Source organism: Cupriavidus pauculus, assembly GCF_008693385.1.
Taxonomy (GTDB): domain Bacteria; phylum Pseudomonadota; class Gammaproteobacteria; order Burkholderiales; family Burkholderiaceae; genus Cupriavidus; species Cupriavidus pauculus_D.
In genome coordinates, this window is record NZ_CP044067.1 from 1566275 (window position 1) to 1584008 (window position 17734).

The window sequence follows — 17734 nt, forward strand, 5'->3', positions numbered from 1 at the left end:
ATTGCGCTGTGGCCGCAGGCGCGACAATATTGGCGTGGCCGCCACGGAACGGCCAGTGAAATGTTCCGAACCATGTATGAGCAAATACTCATGGATCAGTCGCCCGACACCGTGGCGTGGGCCCGGCGCCTGCGCATGCGCCACCTCGAATCGTTCCTGGTACTCAATGAAGCGGGCACGCTGACGCTGGCCGCGGAGCGGCTGCATATGACGCAGTCCGCCGTCTCGCACTGGCTCAGCGAGATGGAAGATCTGGTCGGCGCCAGGCTCGTGCTACGCGGCAAGCGCATGACGCTGACGGCGGCCGGGGAGGCAGTGCGGAAGCTCGCGCTGCGCGTGCTCGGCGAGGTCAGCCGCACCAGCGACGAACTGGTGTCGCTGGCCAAGGGCGATGTGGCGCGGCTGCATATCGGCAGCGTGACGGCGGGCGTGGCGCATCTGATCCCGCGGGCGATCCTCGCCTTTCAGGCACGGCACGCCGACGTGGCGTTCCAGGTCACCGAGGGGACGTTCAACGTATTGCTGGGCAGGCTCGAGGAGCGCGAATACGACCTCATCGTGGGCTCCATCGATGCGCGCGCGTATGGGCCCCACCTCGAACACGAGGTGCTCTTTGCCGACGACATCGCCATCGTCGTCAGCCCGGATCACCCGCTCGCCCAGGCGACAACGGTATCGTGGAGCGAGCTGTACCAGTACGCATGGGTGATGCCGCCCCGCGAGACGCTGATGCGCGTGCGGCTCGACACCACGTTGCTCGAACGTGGCGGGGCGGGCATCAAACCCAGCGTCGAGACGGGCTCCGTCGTCGTGCTCGAGTCCGTCCTGCGCGGCAGCACCTATATCGGCGTCTGCTCGGCCGCTATCGCCCGGCACCTGACCGGCCTCGGCCTCGTCACCACGCTGCCCATCGCCGACGTCGGCTCGTTCGGCCCCGTGGGCGCGGTCTGGCGCCGTGGCGGCCAGAACGAGACGATCGCGAATTTCCTGGCGCTGCTGCGGGCGGAGGCGTCGCTAAGGTGACAGCACGTCCCGAATGCGCGCGAGTGCCGAGAGCGTATGTTCGAGGTGCTCGCGCATCGCGTCCGATGCTTCCGCGTTGCGCCCGTGTTCCAGCAGCGAGAGGATATGCAGATGCTGCCGCGCATGCGCGGCATAGCGCGCGCGGTCGCGCATCGAGCGGTAAGAGAGCAGCCGGCGCACGCGATTGACGCGCCGGATGGCGTCGATGAAGAACGCGTTGCCCGAGGCCTCCACCAGCGCTTCGTGAAAGCGCACGCCGCGATCGTGCAGCTGGTCCGCGGTGTCGGTCTCGATGCCGCCATCGAGCAGATGCTGCTCGGCCGCGCGCAGCCGTTCGAGCGTGCGTGGGTCCAGCGCGTAGCCCGGTTCCAGCAGCGCGGCGGGTTCGAGGGCGAGCCGCATGCGGTAGGACTGCAGCAGCGAATCCGGCGTGGTCAGCATCGTCGAGAACTGCCAGCCATATCCGGGCTTGCGTTCGCCCCAGCCTTCCTGCGCGATGCGCGTGAGCACGGCGTTCAGTTGCGCGGCCGTCAGGCCGTAGCGCGCGCGCAGGGTCTGCTCCGCGACTTCCATCGGCAATTCGCCGCGCAGCAGATCCTCGGCCACCTGGAAGTAGGCGGCGGTGACGGCGTCCGGCGCGGTGGCCTCGAGCGACGCCACCGGCTGCGCGACGAAGAAGCCGCGATGCTTTTCGCGCGTGACGACGCCCTTCTCGTGCAGCAGCGCCAATGCCTCATTGACGGGGGAGCGAGAGATACGCAGCCGGTCCGCGAGCATTTGCGCGGGCAGATGCGTGCCCGCAGGCAGACGTTCGGCGTGGATCAGCGCAACGATCTGATTGACGACATGGCTGGCGATCGACCGGTCCTGGCTCATGGCTGGCTCATGGCAATGGTAACGAGGCCGAAGAGGCATGTTGCGCGAGCGTCTTTTGCAGGATCGACGGGATCACGCCGCCATGGCGCAGCAGTTCGACCTCGCGGCGTGTCTCCACGGCCGCGATGGCATGGAACGTTTCCGCGCCGCCTCCCGCACGCTCGATGCGGACCGGTATGGTACCGCGCGGCACGAGCATGTCCGGCTCGGCCCGCACATGCAGGCGGTCGCCGGGCCGGATGGCCAGCGTGTGCGGGTCGATGCCATCGGGCATCCGCAGCGGCAGGATACCCATGCCGATGAGGTTGGAGCGGTGGATACGCTCGAAGCTCGTCGCGAGCACCGCGCGAACGCCGAGCAGCCGCTGGCCCTTGGCAGCCCAGTCGCGCGAGGAGCCCGTGCCGTAACGCGCGCCCGCCACCAGCACCACGGCATCGCCGTCCTGCCGGTAGCGCTGCGCCGCTTCGAAGATCGGCATCACCGCTGCGCTGGGTACGTGCACGGTATGTGCGGTGGGCGCATCGGGCTGCAACAGGTTGACAAGCGTGCGGTTGTAGAACGCGGCGCGCATCATCACTTCCCAGTTGCCGCGGCGCGATGCGAAGACGTTGAGGTCGTCGCGATCGTCGCCGCGGCTCACGAGGAAGTCCGCGACGAAGCTATCCTTCGGGATGGCGCTGGCCGGCGAGATATGGTCGGTGGTGACGTCGTCGCCGAGCACGAGCAGCGGCCAGGCCGTGTAATCGCCGAGCTGCGAGCCCCACTGTGCGTCGGTAGCGGCGAATGGCGGACGCCGCAGCGTGGTGGAAGCCTCCCGCCACGGGTAGCGCGGTGCGTCGGTCGCGGGCAATGCGGCCCACGCCGGGTTGCGCGATGCCTCCGCAAACGCCGTGGCGTAGTCGGCGGCATTGGCGCCGGCCGCAAGCGCGGCCGCAATCTCTTCGCGCGTGGGCCACAGGTCCGCGAGGAATACCGGCGTGCCGTCGGCGGCCGTCTGTACCGGTTCAAGCCGCAGGTCGCGCGCCGCATCGCCGGCGAGCGCGAACGCAATGACGAGCGGTGGCGACATGATGAACGCCAGATCGAGGTCGGGATGGATACGGCCCGGGAAGTTGCGGTTGCCGGACAGCATGGCCACGGGCCGTGCCGACCCTTGCGCAATGGCATCGCGCATCGCGGGCGTGAGCGGTCCCGCGTTGCCGATGCACGTGGTGCAGCCGAAGCCGACGATATCGAATCCCACCGCCGCCAGATCGTCCCGCAGTCCGCTGCGTTCGAGATAGCGCGACGCGGCGGGCGACCCTGGCGCGAGCGATGTCTTGATCCATGGTGCGACCGTGAGCCCGCGCGCGCGGGCCTTGCGCGCGACGATCCCCGCCGCCATCAGCAATGCGGGATCGGATGTGTTGGTGCAACTCGTGATGGCCGCGATCGCGACCGGGTGGGGCGGCATTGCATCGCCGGAGGGACGGTCGGGCGGAAAGGCCGCGAGCGCGCGCGCGGTGTCGCCAAAGGCCAGCAGGTCCTGCGGCCGCCGCGGCCCGGCGACGTGCATGCCGACCGTCGACAGATCGATGTCGATCGTGCGCGTGTACCGGGGAGCCGCGTCCGCGTCGAACCACAGCCCGGTACGCCGCGCATACGCCTGCACCAGCGCGATATGTCCGCTATCGCGCCCGGTGGTACGCAGGTAATCGAGCGTGCGCGCGTCGACGGGAAAAAAGCCCGTGGTCGCGCCATACTCGGGCGCCATGTTCGCGACCACCGCGCGATCGCCGGCGCTCAGCGTGGACACGCCGGGCCCGAAGAATTCCACGAACTCGCCCGAGACGCCGATGGCCCGCAGCCGCTGCGTGACCGTCAGCGCAAGATCCGTGGCCAGCGTGCCCGGTGGCAGCGCATGCGTGAGGCGTACGCCGATCACATCCGGAATCCGCTGCATCACGGGCAGGCCGAACATCACGGTCTGCGCCTCGAGTCCGCCCACGCCCCATCCCAGCACGCCAATGCCATTGATCATCGGCGTATGGCTGTCGGTGCCGATCAGCGTATCGGGCACGGCCCACGTTTCGCCATCGCGCTCGATGGCGGTGACCACGGTCGCCAGCTGCTCGAGGTTGATCGTATGCATGATGCCTGTACCGGGCGGATGGATCCGCACGCCATGCAGCGCGCGCGATGCCCAGCGCAGAAAGCCGTAGCGCTCGGCATTGCGCCGGCATTCGATGCGCAGGTTCTCCGCCGCGGCGTCGCCGCGTGCAAATGCCTCGACGGCGAGCGAATGATCGACCGACACATCGACGGGCAGCGTGGGACGCAGCGAGGACGGGTCGGCGCCTGCTTCCGCCAACGCATCGCGCATGGCGGCGATGTCCACGAGCGCCGGCGTGCTCGTGGTGTCATGCATGAGCACGCGCCCGGGCTGGAACTCGATCTCGGCCTCGCTGGTGCCGGTCTCCAGCCATCCGGCGATGGCGGCGATGGCCTCCTCGCGCTCGTTGCCGTCCATGTTGCGCGCCACGTTCTCCGCCAGCAGACGCAGCACGACGGGCAGACGCTGCAAGGCCGGGCCGAGGCGCGCACCGATGTCGATATGGCGGTACGTGCGGCCGTGCACCTCGAAGGTGGCGGTAGGGGCGGAGCGCGGTGCAGGCGAGACGGGTGGCAGATTCATACCTGCCACTTTGCATAATTTCACGTACAAATGCAATAACGTCGTATCCGGGTAGACCCTGATACGCATGCGCTGGCGTCATGCATGCATGCGCAGCGAGCGTTTGTCGCGTCTTCGACGGGCACCTAACATCGGCTGGAGCCTAGTCAAGACTGACGAACGGAGAGAGAAACCCCCATGCAAGCCAGCGCCCCTGCCCGTCGCGCGCCCCCTTCAGCGAGCGCGCCCCCTCATATCGGAGCGAGCCAGCGCCGCCGCGCGATCGTTGCCACCGTCATCGGCAACGGCCTCGAATGGTTCGACTTCACCGTGTACAGCTTCTTCGCGGTCATCATCGCCAAGCTGTTCTTTCCGACCGGCAACGAACTGACGTCGCTGCTGCTTGCCGTGGCCACGTTCGGCGTCGGCTTCTTCATGCGGCCCGTGGGCGGTATCCTGCTCGGCATCTACGCGGACCGCGTGGGCCGCAAGGCCGCGCTGTCGCTGACCATCCTGCTGATGGCGGCCGGCACCACGCTGATCGGCATTGCGCCGACCTATGACCAGATCGGGCTGTTCGCGCCCATGCTGATCGTCATCGCGCGCCTCATGCAGGGCTTCTCCGCCGGCGGCGAGATGGGGGGCGCCACCGCGTTCCTCACCGAATACGCGCCGGAGAACCAGCGTGCCTATTACTCGAGCTGGATCCAGGCGAGCATCGGTGTGGCCGTGCTGCTCGGCGCGGCCGTGGGCACGTTCGTCACCGCGTCGCTGAGTCCCGAAGCGCTGAACAGCTGGGGCTGGCGCCTGCCGTTCCTCATCGGCATGATCATCGGGCCGGTCGGTTACTACATTCGTCATCACCTCGACGAGACGCCGACGTTCCAGGCCGCGACCGACAAGACCGATTCGCCGCTGAAGGAAGTGCTGCGCGATTACCCGCGCCAGACCGCGGCCAGCTTCTCGATGGTGATCCTCTGGACCGTCTGCACGTACGTGCTGCTGTTCTACATGCCGACGTATGCCGTCAAGGTCCTGCACGTGCCGCAATCCACGGGCTTCGTCGCGGGCATGGCCGGTGGCCTCGCGATCATGGTGTTCTCGCCGATCGTCGGCATGATCGCCGACCGTCGCGGCCGCCGCGGCCTGCTGTCGGGTGCCGCCGCGCTGATCTTCGCGCTGGCGTGGCCGATGTTCGTGTACATCAACCACACGCCGGGCCTCGCGTCGCTGCTGGTATTCCAGATCGTGTTCGGCGTGCTCATCGCCACGTACACGGGTCCGATCCTGGCGGCATTCTCGGAACTGTTCCCGGCCAAGGTGCTGTCCACGGGCCTGTCCGTCGCCTATAACCTCGCTGTGACGATCTTCGGCGGCTTTGCCTCGTTCTTCATCACCTGGCTGATCGCCAGCACCGGCAGCACCATGGCGCCCGCGATCTACGTGATGATTGCCGCGGCCATCAGCTTCTGCGGCACGCGCCTCGTGCGCGAACCCGCTTATCTGCGCAAGTGAATATGACTCAAGTGCTTCTGAAGGGCGGCAACGTCCTCGACCCGGTCCGCGGCAACCTGCGGAACCGCCACGATGTCCTGATCGACGGCGAACGTATCGTCGAAGTCTCGGGCACGCCGATCCATGCGCCCAATGCAAAGGCGATCGACGTGACCGGCAAGACCGTGATGCCGGGCCTCATCGACCTGCACGTACACGTGCTGGCATCGCTGGCCAACCTCGGCATCAACGCCGTGCAGCCTAACGTGCTGGTGGCCTTCCGCGCGATGCCGATCATGCGTGGCATGCTCGAGCGCGGCTTCACGACCGTGCGCGATGCCGGCGGCGCGGACTGGGGCCTCTCCCAGGCCGTGGCCACTGGCCTCGTGCCGGGTCCGCGCATCTTCCCGTCGGGCAAGGCGCTGTCGCAGACCGGCGGCCACGGCGACTTCCGTCCGCGCAGCGACGTGCTCGAGCCTTGCTCGTGCGCGTTCCGCGCGGGCGCCATCGCGCGCGTCGCCGATGGCGTGGATGCGGTGCGCCTGGCGGTGCGCGAGGAAATCCAGAAAGGCGCCACGCAGATCAAGATCATGGCCTCCGGCGGCGTGGCGTCGCCGACCGATCCCATCGGCAACACGCAATACAGCGAGGACGAGATCCGCGCGATCGTGGCCGAGGCGGAAGCCGCGCAGACGTACGTGATGGCGCATGCGTACACGGGCCGCGCCATCACGCGCGCGGTACGCTGCGGCGCACGGACGATCGAACACGGTAACCTCGTCGATATGTCCGCCGCGCGCGTCATGCGCGAGCATGGCGCATTCGTGGTGCCGACGCTGATCACCTATGACGCGCTCGCGCGCGACGGTGCCCGCCTGGGCCTGCCCGCGGACTCGGTGGCCAAGATCGAGACCGTCCGGGAAGCGGGCCGCGCCTCGCTTGCGATCTACGCGGAAGCGGGCGTGCCGATGGGCTTCGGCTCCGACCTCCTGGGCGAGATGCATCAGTACCAGTCCGAGGAATTCCTGATCCGCGCGGAGCTGCTCGGCAACGCGGAAGCGGTGCGCTCCGCGACCTCCATCGCGGCCGATATCCTGCAGCGCGAGGGCGAACTCGGCACGATCGCGGCCGGTGCGCTGGCCGACGTGCTCGTGGTCGATGGCGATCCGCTCAAGGACATCCGCGTGCTGGCGGGACCCGAAGCGCGTATCGAGATGGTGATGCAAGCCGGCCGAATCCATCGCGGCTGACCCGGGAGCGGGGTGCACGGCCCATGGCATGGGCCTTGCGAGATGGCGAGTCTTGCCGGAGGGGGCGCCGTGGTTGCGTTTACCATTGATGCCACCCCGCTTCACGACACGCCATTCCCCATGCGAATTTCCCCGCTACCGCCGCTGCCCTGCCTGGTCGCCTTCGAATCGGCGATGCGGCACGGCAGCTTCACCCGCGCAGCAGCCGAGCTGCACCTGACGCAGAGTGCAATCAGCCGGCAGGTCGCCCAACTCGAGCGCTTTCTCGGGAAGAAGCTGTTCATTCGCGAGACGCGCGCGCTGCGCCTGACCGTCAGCGGTCAGCAGTACGCCGAGCAGGTGCAACGCCTGCTCGTGGACTGCGCGGAAGCGACCGAGGATGTGATGAAGCGCAAGGGGCAGGTCGAGCTCACGGTCGCGTGCTCCTCCGGCGTGGCCGTGTTGTGGCTCACGCCGCGTCTCGCGGCCTTCCGCTCCCGTCATCCCGATTTCCGCATCCGCCTCGTCGTCAACGACAGCCTGGCCTCGCTCGCCGGCACCGACTTCGATATCGGCCTCTATTACCTGCGCGAAGGCGCGCCGAGCGGCGTGGCCTCGCGCAGGCTCTATGACGAGGAAGTCTTTCCGGTCTGCGCGCCGCATTACCTGAACGGCCGCACGCTGTCGGTCGCCGACCTGCCGAACGAATCGCTGCTGGTGCTGGAAGACGCCCAGCGGCAGTGGATGTCGTGGCCCGCGTGGTTTGCGCGCAATGGCCTGCGCGAAACCCGGTTCGAGCGCGAGGTCGTCGTCAATACCTATCCCGTGCTCGTGCAGATGGCGATCGAAGGGCAGGGCATCGTGCTCGGCTGGCGCCATATGATCGACCGCTGCATCGAAGCGGGCCTGCTCGTGCGCGCCTGCGAGGCGAGCGCATCGCTGGGGGGCGGCTACTACGCGGTGTGGCCGCGGGACCGCGCGGAACCGGTGGCCGCCCGTACCTTCCGCCAGTGGCTCGTCGAGGAGTCCGGCGCGGACGCATGAGCGAGTCGGTGCGCACACATGACTGGCAGGCAACGGAACCGGGGGCGGGCGCGACGTTACGTAACACGTAACGCCATCCGAGGGTCCGACGCACCGCACCGCCCGGCCCTCCAGTCAGCACAAGTCATTGATCCGGAAGGTTTTTCGTCCTCGCGCCATGCCGTTCGCCATCAGGTGACGTGGCTGGCACGTCCATTGCAAAAATAGGACGTCTGGGCCGACAGGCCCGTGGCAAGGCAGCACTACAACCCCAGGCCCGTCCCGCACTGCCTGGGGTTTTTTTCGGGCCGGTCGGCGGTTGCGTAGCGACGACAACATACTCGGAACCCGATCCCCATGTGCGGGTCGAACGGCAACGTTCGTTCTGCCGGTCCATGCCATGCCTCCCGCAACTCATCGCCATGTCGAGATCGACTTCATCCGTGGCCTGGCGCTGCTGTTCATCGTCGTAGACCACGTCGACGGCAGCGTGCTCGGCCAATATACGCTGCGCAATTTCGCGGCCTGCGATGCGGCCGAGGCGTTCGTCTTCCTGTCCGGTTACTCGGCCGCCGCGGCGTTTCAGGCCATTGCGGACCGCAAGGATCCGCGCACCGCCCAGCGGCGCTTTCTGCGGCGGGGATGGGAGATCTATCGCGCGTTCATCGTCACCGCGCTGCTGATGCTCGCGTGCGGCCTGATCCTGACGCGGCTTGCGGTGCCGCCGCCCGCGCTCGATGCAACCGAGATCGCCGCGTTTCTCGCCAGTCCGTTCTCCACGCTGATCGAAGTGGCCACGCTCGCGCGGCAGCCGTACGTCGCCGATATCCTGCCGATGTACATGCTGTTCATGCTCGCGGTGCCCGCGTCGATCGGGTTCGCCAGACGATCGCCGTATGGCTTCCTCGTGATCAGCATCGTGTTGTGGGCGATGGCGCCGTGGCTGGGCAAGGCGTTGCCGAGCACCGCCGAATACGGATGGACGTTCAACCCCTTTGCCTGGCAACTGCTGTTCGCGCTCGGCCTGCTCGCGCGTCTGCGGCCCGATGCCGTGCTGCCCGACAGCGCGGGCAAGCGCCGCATGATCACGTGGCTGGCCATCGCGATGACGCTGTTCGGCATCGTCGTGTCGTACCTCTGGATGCGGCCCGAACTCTTCGAGGCGATCGCGCCCGAGTGGCTGCGTCAGGAGCTCGCGTTCGGCGAGAAGAAGTCCTCGCTCGCGGCCATCCGTCTCGCAAGCTTTCTCGGCGTGGCCTGGCTCGTCTACGTACTGGGTGCGCGCGGCTGGTTCCATCAGCTGGCGCTGACGCTGCGCCCCGTGGCGCAGATCGGCAAGCGCAGCCTGTTCTGCTTCGTGGTGGGTTCGGTCATCTCGATCGGTATCGAAGGAATGACCTACTCGCTCGGCGGCGGCTTTCCCGCGAAATCCGTCGCGCTGTTCGGCGATATCTGCGCGGTGGCGCTGCTGTTATGCGCGGGCGTGGTGTGGGATCGGGTCGTGACGAAGCGGCGCGCGCAACTGGTGTCCGTTGTCCGTTAGGTGGACGACGATTCTCGGCGCTGCGGCGCCGCCCCGGCGTTCAGTAACCGCGCGCGGCCTCGTACAGGTCGGGAACCGGTTCGCCGGCTTCGGCGAGCCGGATCAGCGCGGCCGCACGGTGCGCGCGATCGGTGCGCGAGGGCGTGGACGCGCAGTGCGGCGTCACGATGACGCGCGGGTGATCCCATAGCGGCGAATCCTTCGGCAACGGCTCGGCGTCGAACACATCGAGCATCGCCGTGGACACGTGCCCCGCATCGAGCAGCGCGAGCAGGTCCGCGGTCACCACATGCGCGGCGCGGCCGACGTTGAGCAGGCTCGCTCCGCGCGGGAGCATCGACAGCCGCGCCCGATCGAGCAGCCCCACCGTGTCCGGCGTCTGCGGCAGCAGATTGACGAGGATGTCGCAGCCCGCCAGAAAGGCCGGCAGCGCCGTCATGCCGTGCGAGGTCGCGACGCCCTCGATCGTCTTCGCCGAGCGCGACCAGCCCGACGTCTGGAAACCGAGCGTCGCCAGATAGCGTGCCGCGTGGAGACCCAGCGCGCCAAGCCCCAGCACGCCGACACGCGTGCGGCGCGCGAGCGGCATCTCTGGCGGAATGCGCCAGTGCCGCTCGGTCTGCTGGCGGGCGATCGTCCGCATGTCGCGCATCAGCATCAGCGCGGCCATGCCGACGAACTCGGCCATGCCCTCGCGCGTCTCCGGCAGGATCATGCGCGCGAGCGGTACGTGGCGCGGATAGTCGGCATCGGCGAGCACATGGTCCACGCCCGCGCCCGTGCTGATCACGAGGCGCAGGTTCGGAAACGTCGCCAGCACGCCCGCGTCGGGCTCCCATACCAGCGCGTGCGTCACCGCCGCCGGATCGACGCCGGGCTCGCCCCACATGCGGACCTCGGCTTCCGGCAACGCCGCCGCGAACGCGGCGCGCCACTCGGGCATCGCCGCCGCGCCACCGGACTTGACCACTACGAGCAGGCGTTCAGGCATCGCGAATCAGCGCTCCACCTGACGGTTCCACTGGCGATCCCAGTTCGACCGGTTCTGGTTGATCTGCGTCCAGTCCACGGTGACCGCGGTCTTCAGGTATTCCTTCATCGTCGCGAGTTCCTGCCCCGCCTTGCCGGACGCGGTCACGTCGGTGTTGGTCGGGTTGTACGAACCGCCTTCGAGCGCGGCCTTCTGCGCATCCACGCTGAGCAGGTACGCAGCGAGCTTCTGCGACAGATCCTGCTCGGTATTGTTGGCGATGACGCATTGCGCGACCATCAGCACCACGGCGCCTTCCTTCGGCGGCGCATACGCGACGGGCAGCCCGCGCGACTGGAAGATGGTGGTCATGCTCGGCGTGAACGGGAACACGGCGGCCTCGCCCGACTGCACCATCTCCGAGAGCTTCGCGGAGTTCGACACGTACTCGAGCACGTTCGGCCCCACCGTCGTCGGCCACGCCTTGAAGCCCGGCTCCACGTTGGCCTCGTTGCCACCGCGAATGCGGTTGAGCATCAGGAACCCGTGCAGGCCGAACGTCGACGACGGCAGCGACTGGAACACGACCTTGCCCTTGTACTTCGGGTCACCGAGGTCCTGCCAGCTCGTCGGCGGCGCCCAGCCCTTTTCCTTGAAGATCTTGGTGTTGTAGCCGATGCCGGTCATGCTCATCGTCACGCCCGTGGCCATGTCGTTCTCGATATGCGCCTGCGGATAGAGCTTCTTGCTGTTGGCGGAAGCCGGCTGCTTCTCGCACAGGCCCATGCGGATGGCGCGGTACATCAGGCCGTCGTCGAGGAACATCAGGTGCAGCTGCGGCTTGGCGCGCGCGGCAAGCGCCTTGGCCAGGATATCGGACGAAGTGCCGGGCACGACGACGATCTTCACGTCGTTCGCGCGCTCGAAGGCCTTGAACACGTGCTCCGAGTAGGTCTTCTCCATCGCGCCGCCGTTCATGCCCACATACAGCGTGCGCGTGGCGGCCTGTGCACCGGCCATGCCGCAACACAGGGCGGCGATCGCGCCCAAACCGGTGAGGAAGTGTTTCATCAGTGAGCTCCTTTAAGTCGTGGTCGCCTTGGCGGCGTGGTGATGTTGTTGTGCTTGATGCGGTGTGACCGGTGCGAAGCGGCGCAGGTCGAAGGTCTCGATCGGTGTCGGCGTATGGCCATCGACGACGAGTTCCGCCAGGACCTCGCCGGCCGCGGGGCCGATCTCGAAGCCCGCCCCCGAGAAGCCGAACCCATGGAACAGCCCCGGCGTACCCGGGCTCGCGCAAAGCACGGGCTGCCGGTCGGGCAGGTAACCCTCGATGCCGCTCCATGTGCGAATGATCTGTGCATGATCGAGCCGCGGCACCAGCGCGGCAAGGCTGCGCATCTGGCGGAACAGCGCGGCGGTCGTCGACCGGATCGCATCGACACCCGCTTCGTCCGGCTCCACGCGACCGCCGCCGAACACGACGTTGCCGCGTGCGACCTGCCGGCAATAGATGTCCCCGCCCTCGATGCCGAGGCTCAGCGGCAGAAAATAGGGCATCGGTTCCGTCACCGCCATCGCGGGATGTCCCTGCGTAAGCGGCACGACGTCGCCGAAGCGCGCGGCCAGCGGCGCGGCCCATGCGCCCGCGCAGTTGAGCAGGTAGGCGGCATGCACGGTCAGGCCCGATGCGGTTCGCGCATGGAAGCCCGCCGTCGTGCGGCCGGCATCGACCCCGACATCGATCCCAACATCGATAACCTCTTCGCGCTCACGGATCACCGCACCCGCCGCGCGCGCCGCGCGGGCGAACGCCGGCGCCACGAGTCGCGGATTGGCCTGTCCGTCCTCGGGGCTCAGCGAGGCGCCGGCCAGCCCTTCGCCGACCCACGGAAAGCGTCGTCGCAGCTGTGCGCCGCCGATGAGTTCGAGGTCGAGACCATAGGCCGCGGCACCATCGCGATACCGTTCCAGCTTGCCGAAGTCCTCGGCGGTGCGCGCGAACTTCAGATGGCCGCTGCGCACGTACTCGCCATCGGTCCCGAGCAATGCCGGCAGATCCTGCCAGATGCGATGCGCGCGCTGCGCGAGCGGCAGCTGCCCGAACGCACGGCCCTGGCGCCGCACGCCACCGAAATTGATGCCGCTCGACCGCGCGCCGCACAGATCGCGCTCGAGCAGGACCACGGACATGCCGCGCCGCCGCAGCGCAATGGCCGCGGAGGTTCCGACGATGCCGCCGCCGATGATCAGCACATCGGTCTTCAGCACATCGGCATTCGACAGACTGCGCTCAGCCATGGGACACCTCCGCCTGCGCACCCTGTGCCATCTCGTCCGCCGCGAACGCGGAGATCGGCACGGGCTTCACGGGCGCCTGTCCGCGCAACCGGCCGATACGGTCGATGGGCTTGCCGCAGGCATGCGCGACGATCTCCGCACCCGCCGCGCCGCACATGCGGCCCTGGCAGCGGCCCATGCCGAGCCGGCACAACGCCTTGACGCGATTCATCTCGTCCGCACCGAGCGTGGCGACGGTCTCGCGGATATCGCCCGCGGTCACGGCCTCGCAGCGGCAGACCAGCGTGTCGTCGGTCACCTGCTCCGCCCAGTCGCGCGGAAACGGAAACGCATGCTCGATGCCCGTGCGGAATGTTTCGATGCGCGCAAGCTCGGCATCGAGCGCCGCCAGCCGTGCGTCGTCGCGATACACGGCGCGCGTTGCCAGCAGCCGCAATGCCGCACGCTCGCCGGCACGCTCGGCGCCATCGGCACCGAGGATGCGCGCGCCATCGCCGGCCACATAGACGCCGGCCACGCTGGTCACGCCACGATCCTGTTCCACGAGGTGCGCGCGCTGCTGCGCGTCGAACACGAAGCGGCAACCGAGCAGATCGGCAAGCTGATGCTCGGGACGCAGGCCATAGCCGAATCCCAGCGCATCGCAGGCGATCGTGCGGACATCGCCGGTGCCACGGGGCTGCCATCGCACGGCCTGCACCTGCGTATCGCCGTCCACGCCCACGAGCCGCGCGCCCTGATGGATGGGCACGCCATGCGCACGCAGCCACGCCACGTAATACAGCCCCTTGGCCAGCACCGCGGGCAGACGCGTCATCGCGGGCACCGCGCGCAGTTGCTCGCCCGGCGTCGCATAGTCGAGCACCGCGCGCACGCGCGCGCCGGCCTTGCGGTATTGATAGGCCACGAGGTAAAGCAGCGGCCCGCTACCCGCGAACACCACGTCGCTGCCGATCGCGCAGCCCTGGAACTTGAGCGCGATCTGCGCGCCGCCGAGCGCATAGACGCCAGGCGTGGTCCAGCCGGGAACCGGCAGGATGCGGTCGGTCGCGCCCGTCGCGAGGATGATGTCCTGCCATGCCACCTGCATATAGCGGTTGGCGCTGGCGCTCCATAGATCGAGATGCCGCGCGCCCGCGTTCCATACGAGCTGGCCGGGCAGGTAATCGACATGCGGCAGCAGGTCCTCGAACGTATCGTGGATGGCGCGCGCGCGGCCGGCCTCGAAGCCGTAGAGCTGCGTGGCGGGCCGCTCGAAACCCGGCGGCTGCTGGCGGTAGATCTGGCCGCCCCAGCGTGGCGCCTCGTCGATGACCAGCGGCCGCACGCCATGGCGGACCAGCGTCTGTGCTGCGCGTACGCCGGCCGGGCCCGCGCCGACGATGACCGTCGCGGGAGTCGTGGCGGTGGCTGTCCGTCGGCTCATGCGGCCTCCGCGGCAGCGTTCGGGGTGGCCGCGCCGGCGGACGCCGGCATCGTTACCAGCCGCATGCCGGCCTGCAGCATCGTGGTGCAGGCGCGCACGCGTTCGCCGCGCGCGGTCCAGACGATGCAGTCGTGGCAGGCGCCCATCATGCAGAAGCCCGCGCGTGGCGTGGCCGTGAATTCGTTGTCGCGCAGCCGATGGCGCTGGGTCAGGATCGCCGTCAGCACGGTATCGCCGGCCAGCGCCTCGCAGCGCTCCCCATCGAGTTCGAACACGAGCACCGAGCGCTGCAGTTCCTGCAGCCTTTGCAGTTGTCCAGTCATCACGAGCGCCCCACGAGGATGCGGTCGAGGCCGTACACGCGGTCGATCATCAGCATGGCCGCGGCAGTGATCGCGATCATCAGCGCCGACACGGCCGCCATCATCGGATCGACGGACTCGGTGGCGTACATATACATGCGCACCGGCAGCGTCACCGTGGACGGGGACGTGACAAACACCGACATCGTCACTTCGTCGAAGCTGTTGATGAACGCGAGCATCCAGCCACCTGTGACGCCGGGCAAGATCATCGGCAGCGTAATGCGCCGGAAGACGGTGGCGCGGCTCGCGCCCAGCGACACGGCGGCCTGCTCGGCACTGGCGTCGAAGCCGGCAAGCGCGGACACGACCTGCCGCATCACGTACGGTGTGATGACCATCGCGTGGGCCAGCAGCAGCCAGCCGAGGCTGCCCGCACCGCCGACCAGCGAGAACATGCGCATCAGCGCCACACCGAGCACGAGGTGGGGAATCAGCAGCGGCGACAGCAGCAGCGCGTTGATCGCATTGCGGCCGGGAAACGCGTATCGCGTGATGGCGATGCCGGCGGGCACGGCGATCAGGCAACACAGCGTGGCGCTGCACGCGGCCAGGCCCAGGCTGATCCAGAACGAGTGGAGGAACTCGTCGTGCTCGAACAGCGTGTGGAACCAGCGCAGCGAGAACGACGTGGTGGGCAGCGTCAGCGTTTCCTCGGGCGTGAACGCCACGAGGCAGACGACGACGAGGGGCGCCAGCGTGAAGGTCACGACAAGCGCGTTGAAGATCAGGGCGAGCGGTCCGTTCTTGTTCATCGCGTTCTCCCCCTTATCCCAGACGCCTGCGATAGCGCTGTTCGAGCAAGCGGTTGTAGCTGAGCATGATCAACAGGTTGGCGAGCAGCAGCACGATGGCCAGCGCCGCGCCGAGCGGCCAGTTCAGGGTGTTGAGGTATTCGTCGTAGACGAGTGTGGCGACCATCTTGAGACGGCGGCCGCCGAGCAGGCCGGGAATGGCGAACGAGCTCGCGCTCAGGCCGAACACGATCAGGCTGCCGGACAGGATGCCGGGCGTCATCTGCGGCAGCACGATGCGGCGCAGCGTCGTGAAGAACGAAGCGTTGAGCGAGAGCGCGGCATCGGCGGCGCTGGGATCGATCTTCTGCAGCGTGGTCCACACGGGAATGATCATGAACGGCAGCATCACGTGCACGAGGCCGATGATGATGGCGGTGTTCGTATAGAGCAGCTTCACTTCCTCGAAGCCCAGCGCCTGCAGGAACTGGTTCACGAGCCCGCCGTTGCCCAGCAGGATGCTCCACCCGAACGCACGCACGACGACCGATACCAGCAGCGGGGCGAGCACCACGACCAGCAGGATCGAGCGCCATGGATTGCGCATGCGGCTCAGGATATAGGCCTCCGGCACGCCGATCGCCACGCTGAGCACGGTGACCACGAGCGCGACCCAGAACGTGCGCCACAGAATCGCGTAGTAATACGGGTCCGTGACGATGGCCACGAAGTTCGACATCGTCACGCCATCGACCATCGTGCCGAGGGTATGGTCGAACACGCCGAAGGCCAGCACGGCCGTGAGCACGAGCGGCGTGACCAGCATCACGAGGAACAGGACCACGCCCGGCGCCGTCATCAGCCACGGCGTCACGTGCCCCGGGCCCGGTGCATCGGGTGCGCCCGACTGGCCCGGCGCGGTGGTATCGGCAGCGGGAACGGTCGTGCTCATGCCGCCACCGCCATGGCCGTGTCAGCCGTTGCCGCGGACGACGCCGGCAACACGCGCACGCTGGCGTCGTCCCAGGCCACGCCGGCGGTCGCCCCATCGGCCACCGCCGCGGCGCCGTCGTTGTTCGACATCGCCACGAGTTCGCCAATCGGCGTTTCCAGCCGGTAGAGCCAATGGCTGCCAAGGAAGAACCGCTCGGTCACCCGGCCATCGACACGGCCCGCACCGGCCGGCGTCAGGCGGATTTTCTCCGGACGGAGACTGAACAAGATGGCCGTGCCCGCCGCCTGTGTCACGGCGGGCGCGGCCAGCGGCAGCCCGGGGAGCGCGTCGAGCACGATGCCGCCGGCATCGGCGCTGACTCGTCCGGGGAGCAGATTGCTCTTGCCGACGAAAGACGAAACGAATGCATTGGAGGGCTGCTCGTAGAGCGCGTACGGCGCGTCCGCCTGCACGAGCATGCCCTGCTCCATCACCACCACGCGATCGCTGACGGAGAGCGCCTCGTGCTGGTCGTGCGTCACCATGATCGTGGTCGTGCCGACGGTCCGCTGGATGCGGCGCAGCTCGAACTGCATCTCTTCGCGCAGCTTGGCGTCGAGGTTGGACAGCGGCTCGTCGAGCAGCAGCACGGGGGGCTCGATCACGAGCGCGCGCGCCAGGGCCACACGCTGACGCTGACCGCCCGACAGTTCGCGCGGATAGCGCCCTTCGCGCCCCTCCAGATGCACGAGCGAGAGCACGCGCTTGACGCGCGCTTCCTGCTCGGCGCGCGACACCTTGCGCATCTCGAGGCCAAAGCGCACGTTCTCCGCCACGGTCATGTGGGGGAACAGCGCATAGCTCTGGAACACGATGCCGAGTCCCCGCGTGTTCGGCCGCGCATGCGTGATGTCGCGGCCGGCCAGCGTGATGCGGCCCTGCGAGACGGGCGTGAACCCCGCGATCATCTGCAGGCAGGTCGTCTTGCCGCAGCCCGAGGGGCCGAGCAGCGAAACGAACTCGCCTTGTTCCACGGACAAGTTCATCGACTTGACGACCTGGAGGTCGCCATAGAACTTGTTCACATTGCTCAACGTAAGGAATGACATGGGGGCAGTTTCCTTCTGATCGTGTTCGTCTTCATTTGAGCAGGAAATATTCCCGTT

15 protein-coding genes are annotated in these 17734 nt (G+C 67.9%); 5 read left to right on the forward strand and 10 right to left on the reverse strand.

What is annotated here, in order from left to right; translation table 11 throughout:
- The first annotated feature begins 90 nt into the window (after positions 1–90).
- The gene (locus FOB72_RS25295) at positions 91–1023 is read left to right on the forward strand and encodes a LysR family transcriptional regulator (protein WP_223851566.1); all 933 of its coding nucleotides are present in this window, start codon (positions 91–93) and stop codon (positions 1021–1023) included.
- Here FOB72_RS25295 and FOB72_RS25300 read toward each other — a convergent pair.
- Positions 1015–1899 carry a GntR family transcriptional regulator gene (locus tag FOB72_RS25300; protein WP_150375410.1) on the reverse strand — a complete coding sequence of 295 codons (885 nt, stop codon included), beginning with the start codon at positions 1897–1899 and terminating at the stop codon, positions 1015–1017. The genes FOB72_RS25295 and FOB72_RS25300 overlap by 9 nt on opposite strands.
- 7 nt (positions 1900–1906) lie before the next feature.
- Entirely contained in the window at positions 1907–4573 is a 2667-nt protein-coding gene (acnA, locus tag FOB72_RS25305) for an aconitate hydratase AcnA (protein ID WP_150375412.1), read from the reverse strand.
- A gap of 177 nt (positions 4574–4750) precedes the next feature.
- Here acnA and FOB72_RS25310 point away from each other — a divergent pair, with 177 nt between their 5' ends.
- The 4 genes from FOB72_RS25310 (at position 4751) to FOB72_RS25325 (ending at position 9841) form a co-directional block, all read left to right on the forward strand.
- Positions 4751–6067 (forward strand): MFS transporter, encoded by a 1317-nt coding sequence (locus tag FOB72_RS25310; protein WP_150375414.1) that lies wholly within the window; start codon positions 4751–4753, stop codon positions 6065–6067.
- Between the two features lie 2 nt (positions 6068–6069).
- Complete coding sequence (locus FOB72_RS25315; RefSeq protein WP_150375416.1) at positions 6070–7296, forward strand: metal-dependent hydrolase family protein; 1227 nt, start codon at positions 6070–6072, stop codon at positions 7294–7296.
- 120 nt (positions 7297–7416) lie between these two features.
- Positions 7417–8319, forward strand: a complete 903-nt coding sequence (locus tag FOB72_RS25320; RefSeq protein ID WP_150375418.1) for a LysR substrate-binding domain-containing protein — start codon at positions 7417–7419, stop codon at positions 8317–8319.
- Positions 8320–8698: 379 nt separating this feature from the next.
- The gene (locus FOB72_RS25325; protein WP_150375420.1) at positions 8699–9841 is read left to right on the forward strand and encodes an OpgC domain-containing protein; all 1143 of its coding nucleotides are present in this window, start codon (positions 8699–8701) and stop codon (positions 9839–9841) included.
- A 40-nt stretch (positions 9842–9881) separates the two neighbouring features.
- Here FOB72_RS25325 and FOB72_RS25330 read toward each other — a convergent pair whose 3' ends face one another.
- From FOB72_RS25330 to FOB72_RS25365, 8 genes are read right to left on the reverse strand one after another with little or no spacing between them, the layout of a single operon-like run.
- Positions 9882–10832, reverse strand: coding sequence for a 2-hydroxyacid dehydrogenase (locus FOB72_RS25330; protein ID WP_191002267.1), 951 nt, complete (start codon positions 10830–10832; stop codon positions 9882–9884).
- Between the two features lie 6 nt (positions 10833–10838).
- Positions 10839–11882: an extracellular solute-binding protein gene (locus tag FOB72_RS25335; protein WP_150375422.1), complete on the reverse strand. Its 1044-nt coding sequence runs from the start codon at positions 11880–11882 to the stop codon at positions 10839–10841.
- A 12-nt stretch (positions 11883–11894) separates the two neighbouring features.
- Positions 11895–13112, reverse strand: a complete 1218-nt coding sequence (locus FOB72_RS25340) for an NAD(P)/FAD-dependent oxidoreductase (RefSeq protein WP_150375424.1) — start codon at positions 13110–13112, stop codon at positions 11895–11897.
- Positions 13105–14538 (reverse strand): NAD(P)/FAD-dependent oxidoreductase, encoded by a 1434-nt coding sequence (locus tag FOB72_RS25345; protein ID WP_150375426.1) that lies wholly within the window; start codon positions 14536–14538, stop codon positions 13105–13107. The genes FOB72_RS25340 and FOB72_RS25345 overlap by 8 nt, the downstream gene beginning before the upstream one ends.
- The gene (locus tag FOB72_RS25350) at positions 14535–14861 is read right to left on the reverse strand and encodes a (2Fe-2S)-binding protein (protein ID WP_150375428.1); all 327 of its coding nucleotides are present in this window, start codon (positions 14859–14861) and stop codon (positions 14535–14537) included. Before FOB72_RS25350 ends, FOB72_RS25345 begins: the two co-directional genes overlap by 4 nt.
- Positions 14861–15655, reverse strand: a complete 795-nt coding sequence (locus FOB72_RS25355; RefSeq protein WP_150375430.1) for an ABC transporter permease — start codon at positions 15653–15655, stop codon at positions 14861–14863. The genes FOB72_RS25350 and FOB72_RS25355 overlap by 1 nt, the downstream gene beginning before the upstream one ends.
- Positions 15656–15668: 13 nt before the next feature.
- Positions 15669–16586 (reverse strand): ABC transporter permease, encoded by a 918-nt coding sequence (locus FOB72_RS25360; protein WP_191002268.1) that lies wholly within the window; start codon positions 16584–16586, stop codon positions 15669–15671.
- Positions 16583–17677: an ABC transporter ATP-binding protein gene (locus FOB72_RS25365; RefSeq protein ID WP_150375432.1), complete on the reverse strand. Its 1095-nt coding sequence runs from the start codon at positions 17675–17677 to the stop codon at positions 16583–16585. Before FOB72_RS25365 ends, FOB72_RS25360 begins: the two co-directional genes overlap by 4 nt.
- Positions 17678–17734: the final 57 nt, after the last annotated feature.

What these genes read in the sequence shown, in the direction of transcription:
- FOB72_RS25320 (WP_150375418.1), top strand. Translation starts at nt 7,417, where the DNA reads ATGCGAATTTCCCCGCTACCGCCGCTGCCCTGCCTGGTCGCCTTCGAA.
- FOB72_RS25335 (WP_150375422.1), bottom strand. Translation starts at nt 11,882, where the DNA reads ATGAAACACTTCCTCACCGGTTTGGGCGCGATCGCCGCCCTGTGTTGC.
- FOB72_RS25350 (WP_150375428.1), bottom strand. Translation starts at nt 14,861, where the DNA reads ATGACTGGACAACTGCAAAGGCTGCAGGAACTGCAGCGCTCGGTGCTC.
- FOB72_RS25300 (WP_150375410.1), bottom strand. Translation starts at nt 1,899, where the DNA reads ATGAGCCAGGACCGGTCGATCGCCAGCCATGTCGTCAATCAGATCGTT.
- FOB72_RS25330 (WP_191002267.1), bottom strand. Translation starts at nt 10,832, where the DNA reads ATGCCTGAACGCCTGCTCGTAGTGGTCAAGTCCGGTGGCGCGGCGGCG.
- FOB72_RS25355 (WP_150375430.1), bottom strand. Translation starts at nt 15,655, where the DNA reads ATGAACAAGAACGGACCGCTCGCCCTGATCTTCAACGCGCTTGTCGTG.
- FOB72_RS25345 (WP_150375426.1), bottom strand. Translation starts at nt 14,538, where the DNA reads ATGAGCCGACGGACAGCCACCGCCACGACTCCCGCGACGGTCATCGTC.
- FOB72_RS25365 (WP_150375432.1), bottom strand. Translation starts at nt 17,677, where the DNA reads ATGTCATTCCTTACGTTGAGCAATGTGAACAAGTTCTATGGCGACCTC.
- FOB72_RS25315 (WP_150375416.1), top strand. Translation starts at nt 6,070, where the DNA reads ATGACTCAAGTGCTTCTGAAGGGCGGCAACGTCCTCGACCCGGTCCGC.
- FOB72_RS25310 (WP_150375414.1), top strand. Translation starts at nt 4,751, where the DNA reads ATGCAAGCCAGCGCCCCTGCCCGTCGCGCGCCCCCTTCAGCGAGCGCG.
- FOB72_RS25340 (WP_150375424.1), bottom strand. Translation starts at nt 13,112, where the DNA reads ATGGCTGAGCGCAGTCTGTCGAATGCCGATGTGCTGAAGACCGATGTG.
- FOB72_RS25295 (WP_223851566.1), top strand. Translation starts at nt 91, where the DNA reads ATGGATCAGTCGCCCGACACCGTGGCGTGGGCCCGGCGCCTGCGCATG.
- FOB72_RS25360 (WP_191002268.1), bottom strand. Translation starts at nt 16,586, where the DNA reads ATGAGCACGACCGTTCCCGCTGCCGATACCACCGCGCCGGGCCAGTCG.
- acnA (WP_150375412.1), bottom strand. Translation starts at nt 4,573, where the DNA reads ATGAATCTGCCACCCGTCTCGCCTGCACCGCGCTCCGCCCCTACCGCC.
- FOB72_RS25325 (WP_150375420.1), top strand. Translation starts at nt 8,699, where the DNA reads ATGCCTCCCGCAACTCATCGCCATGTCGAGATCGACTTCATCCGTGGC.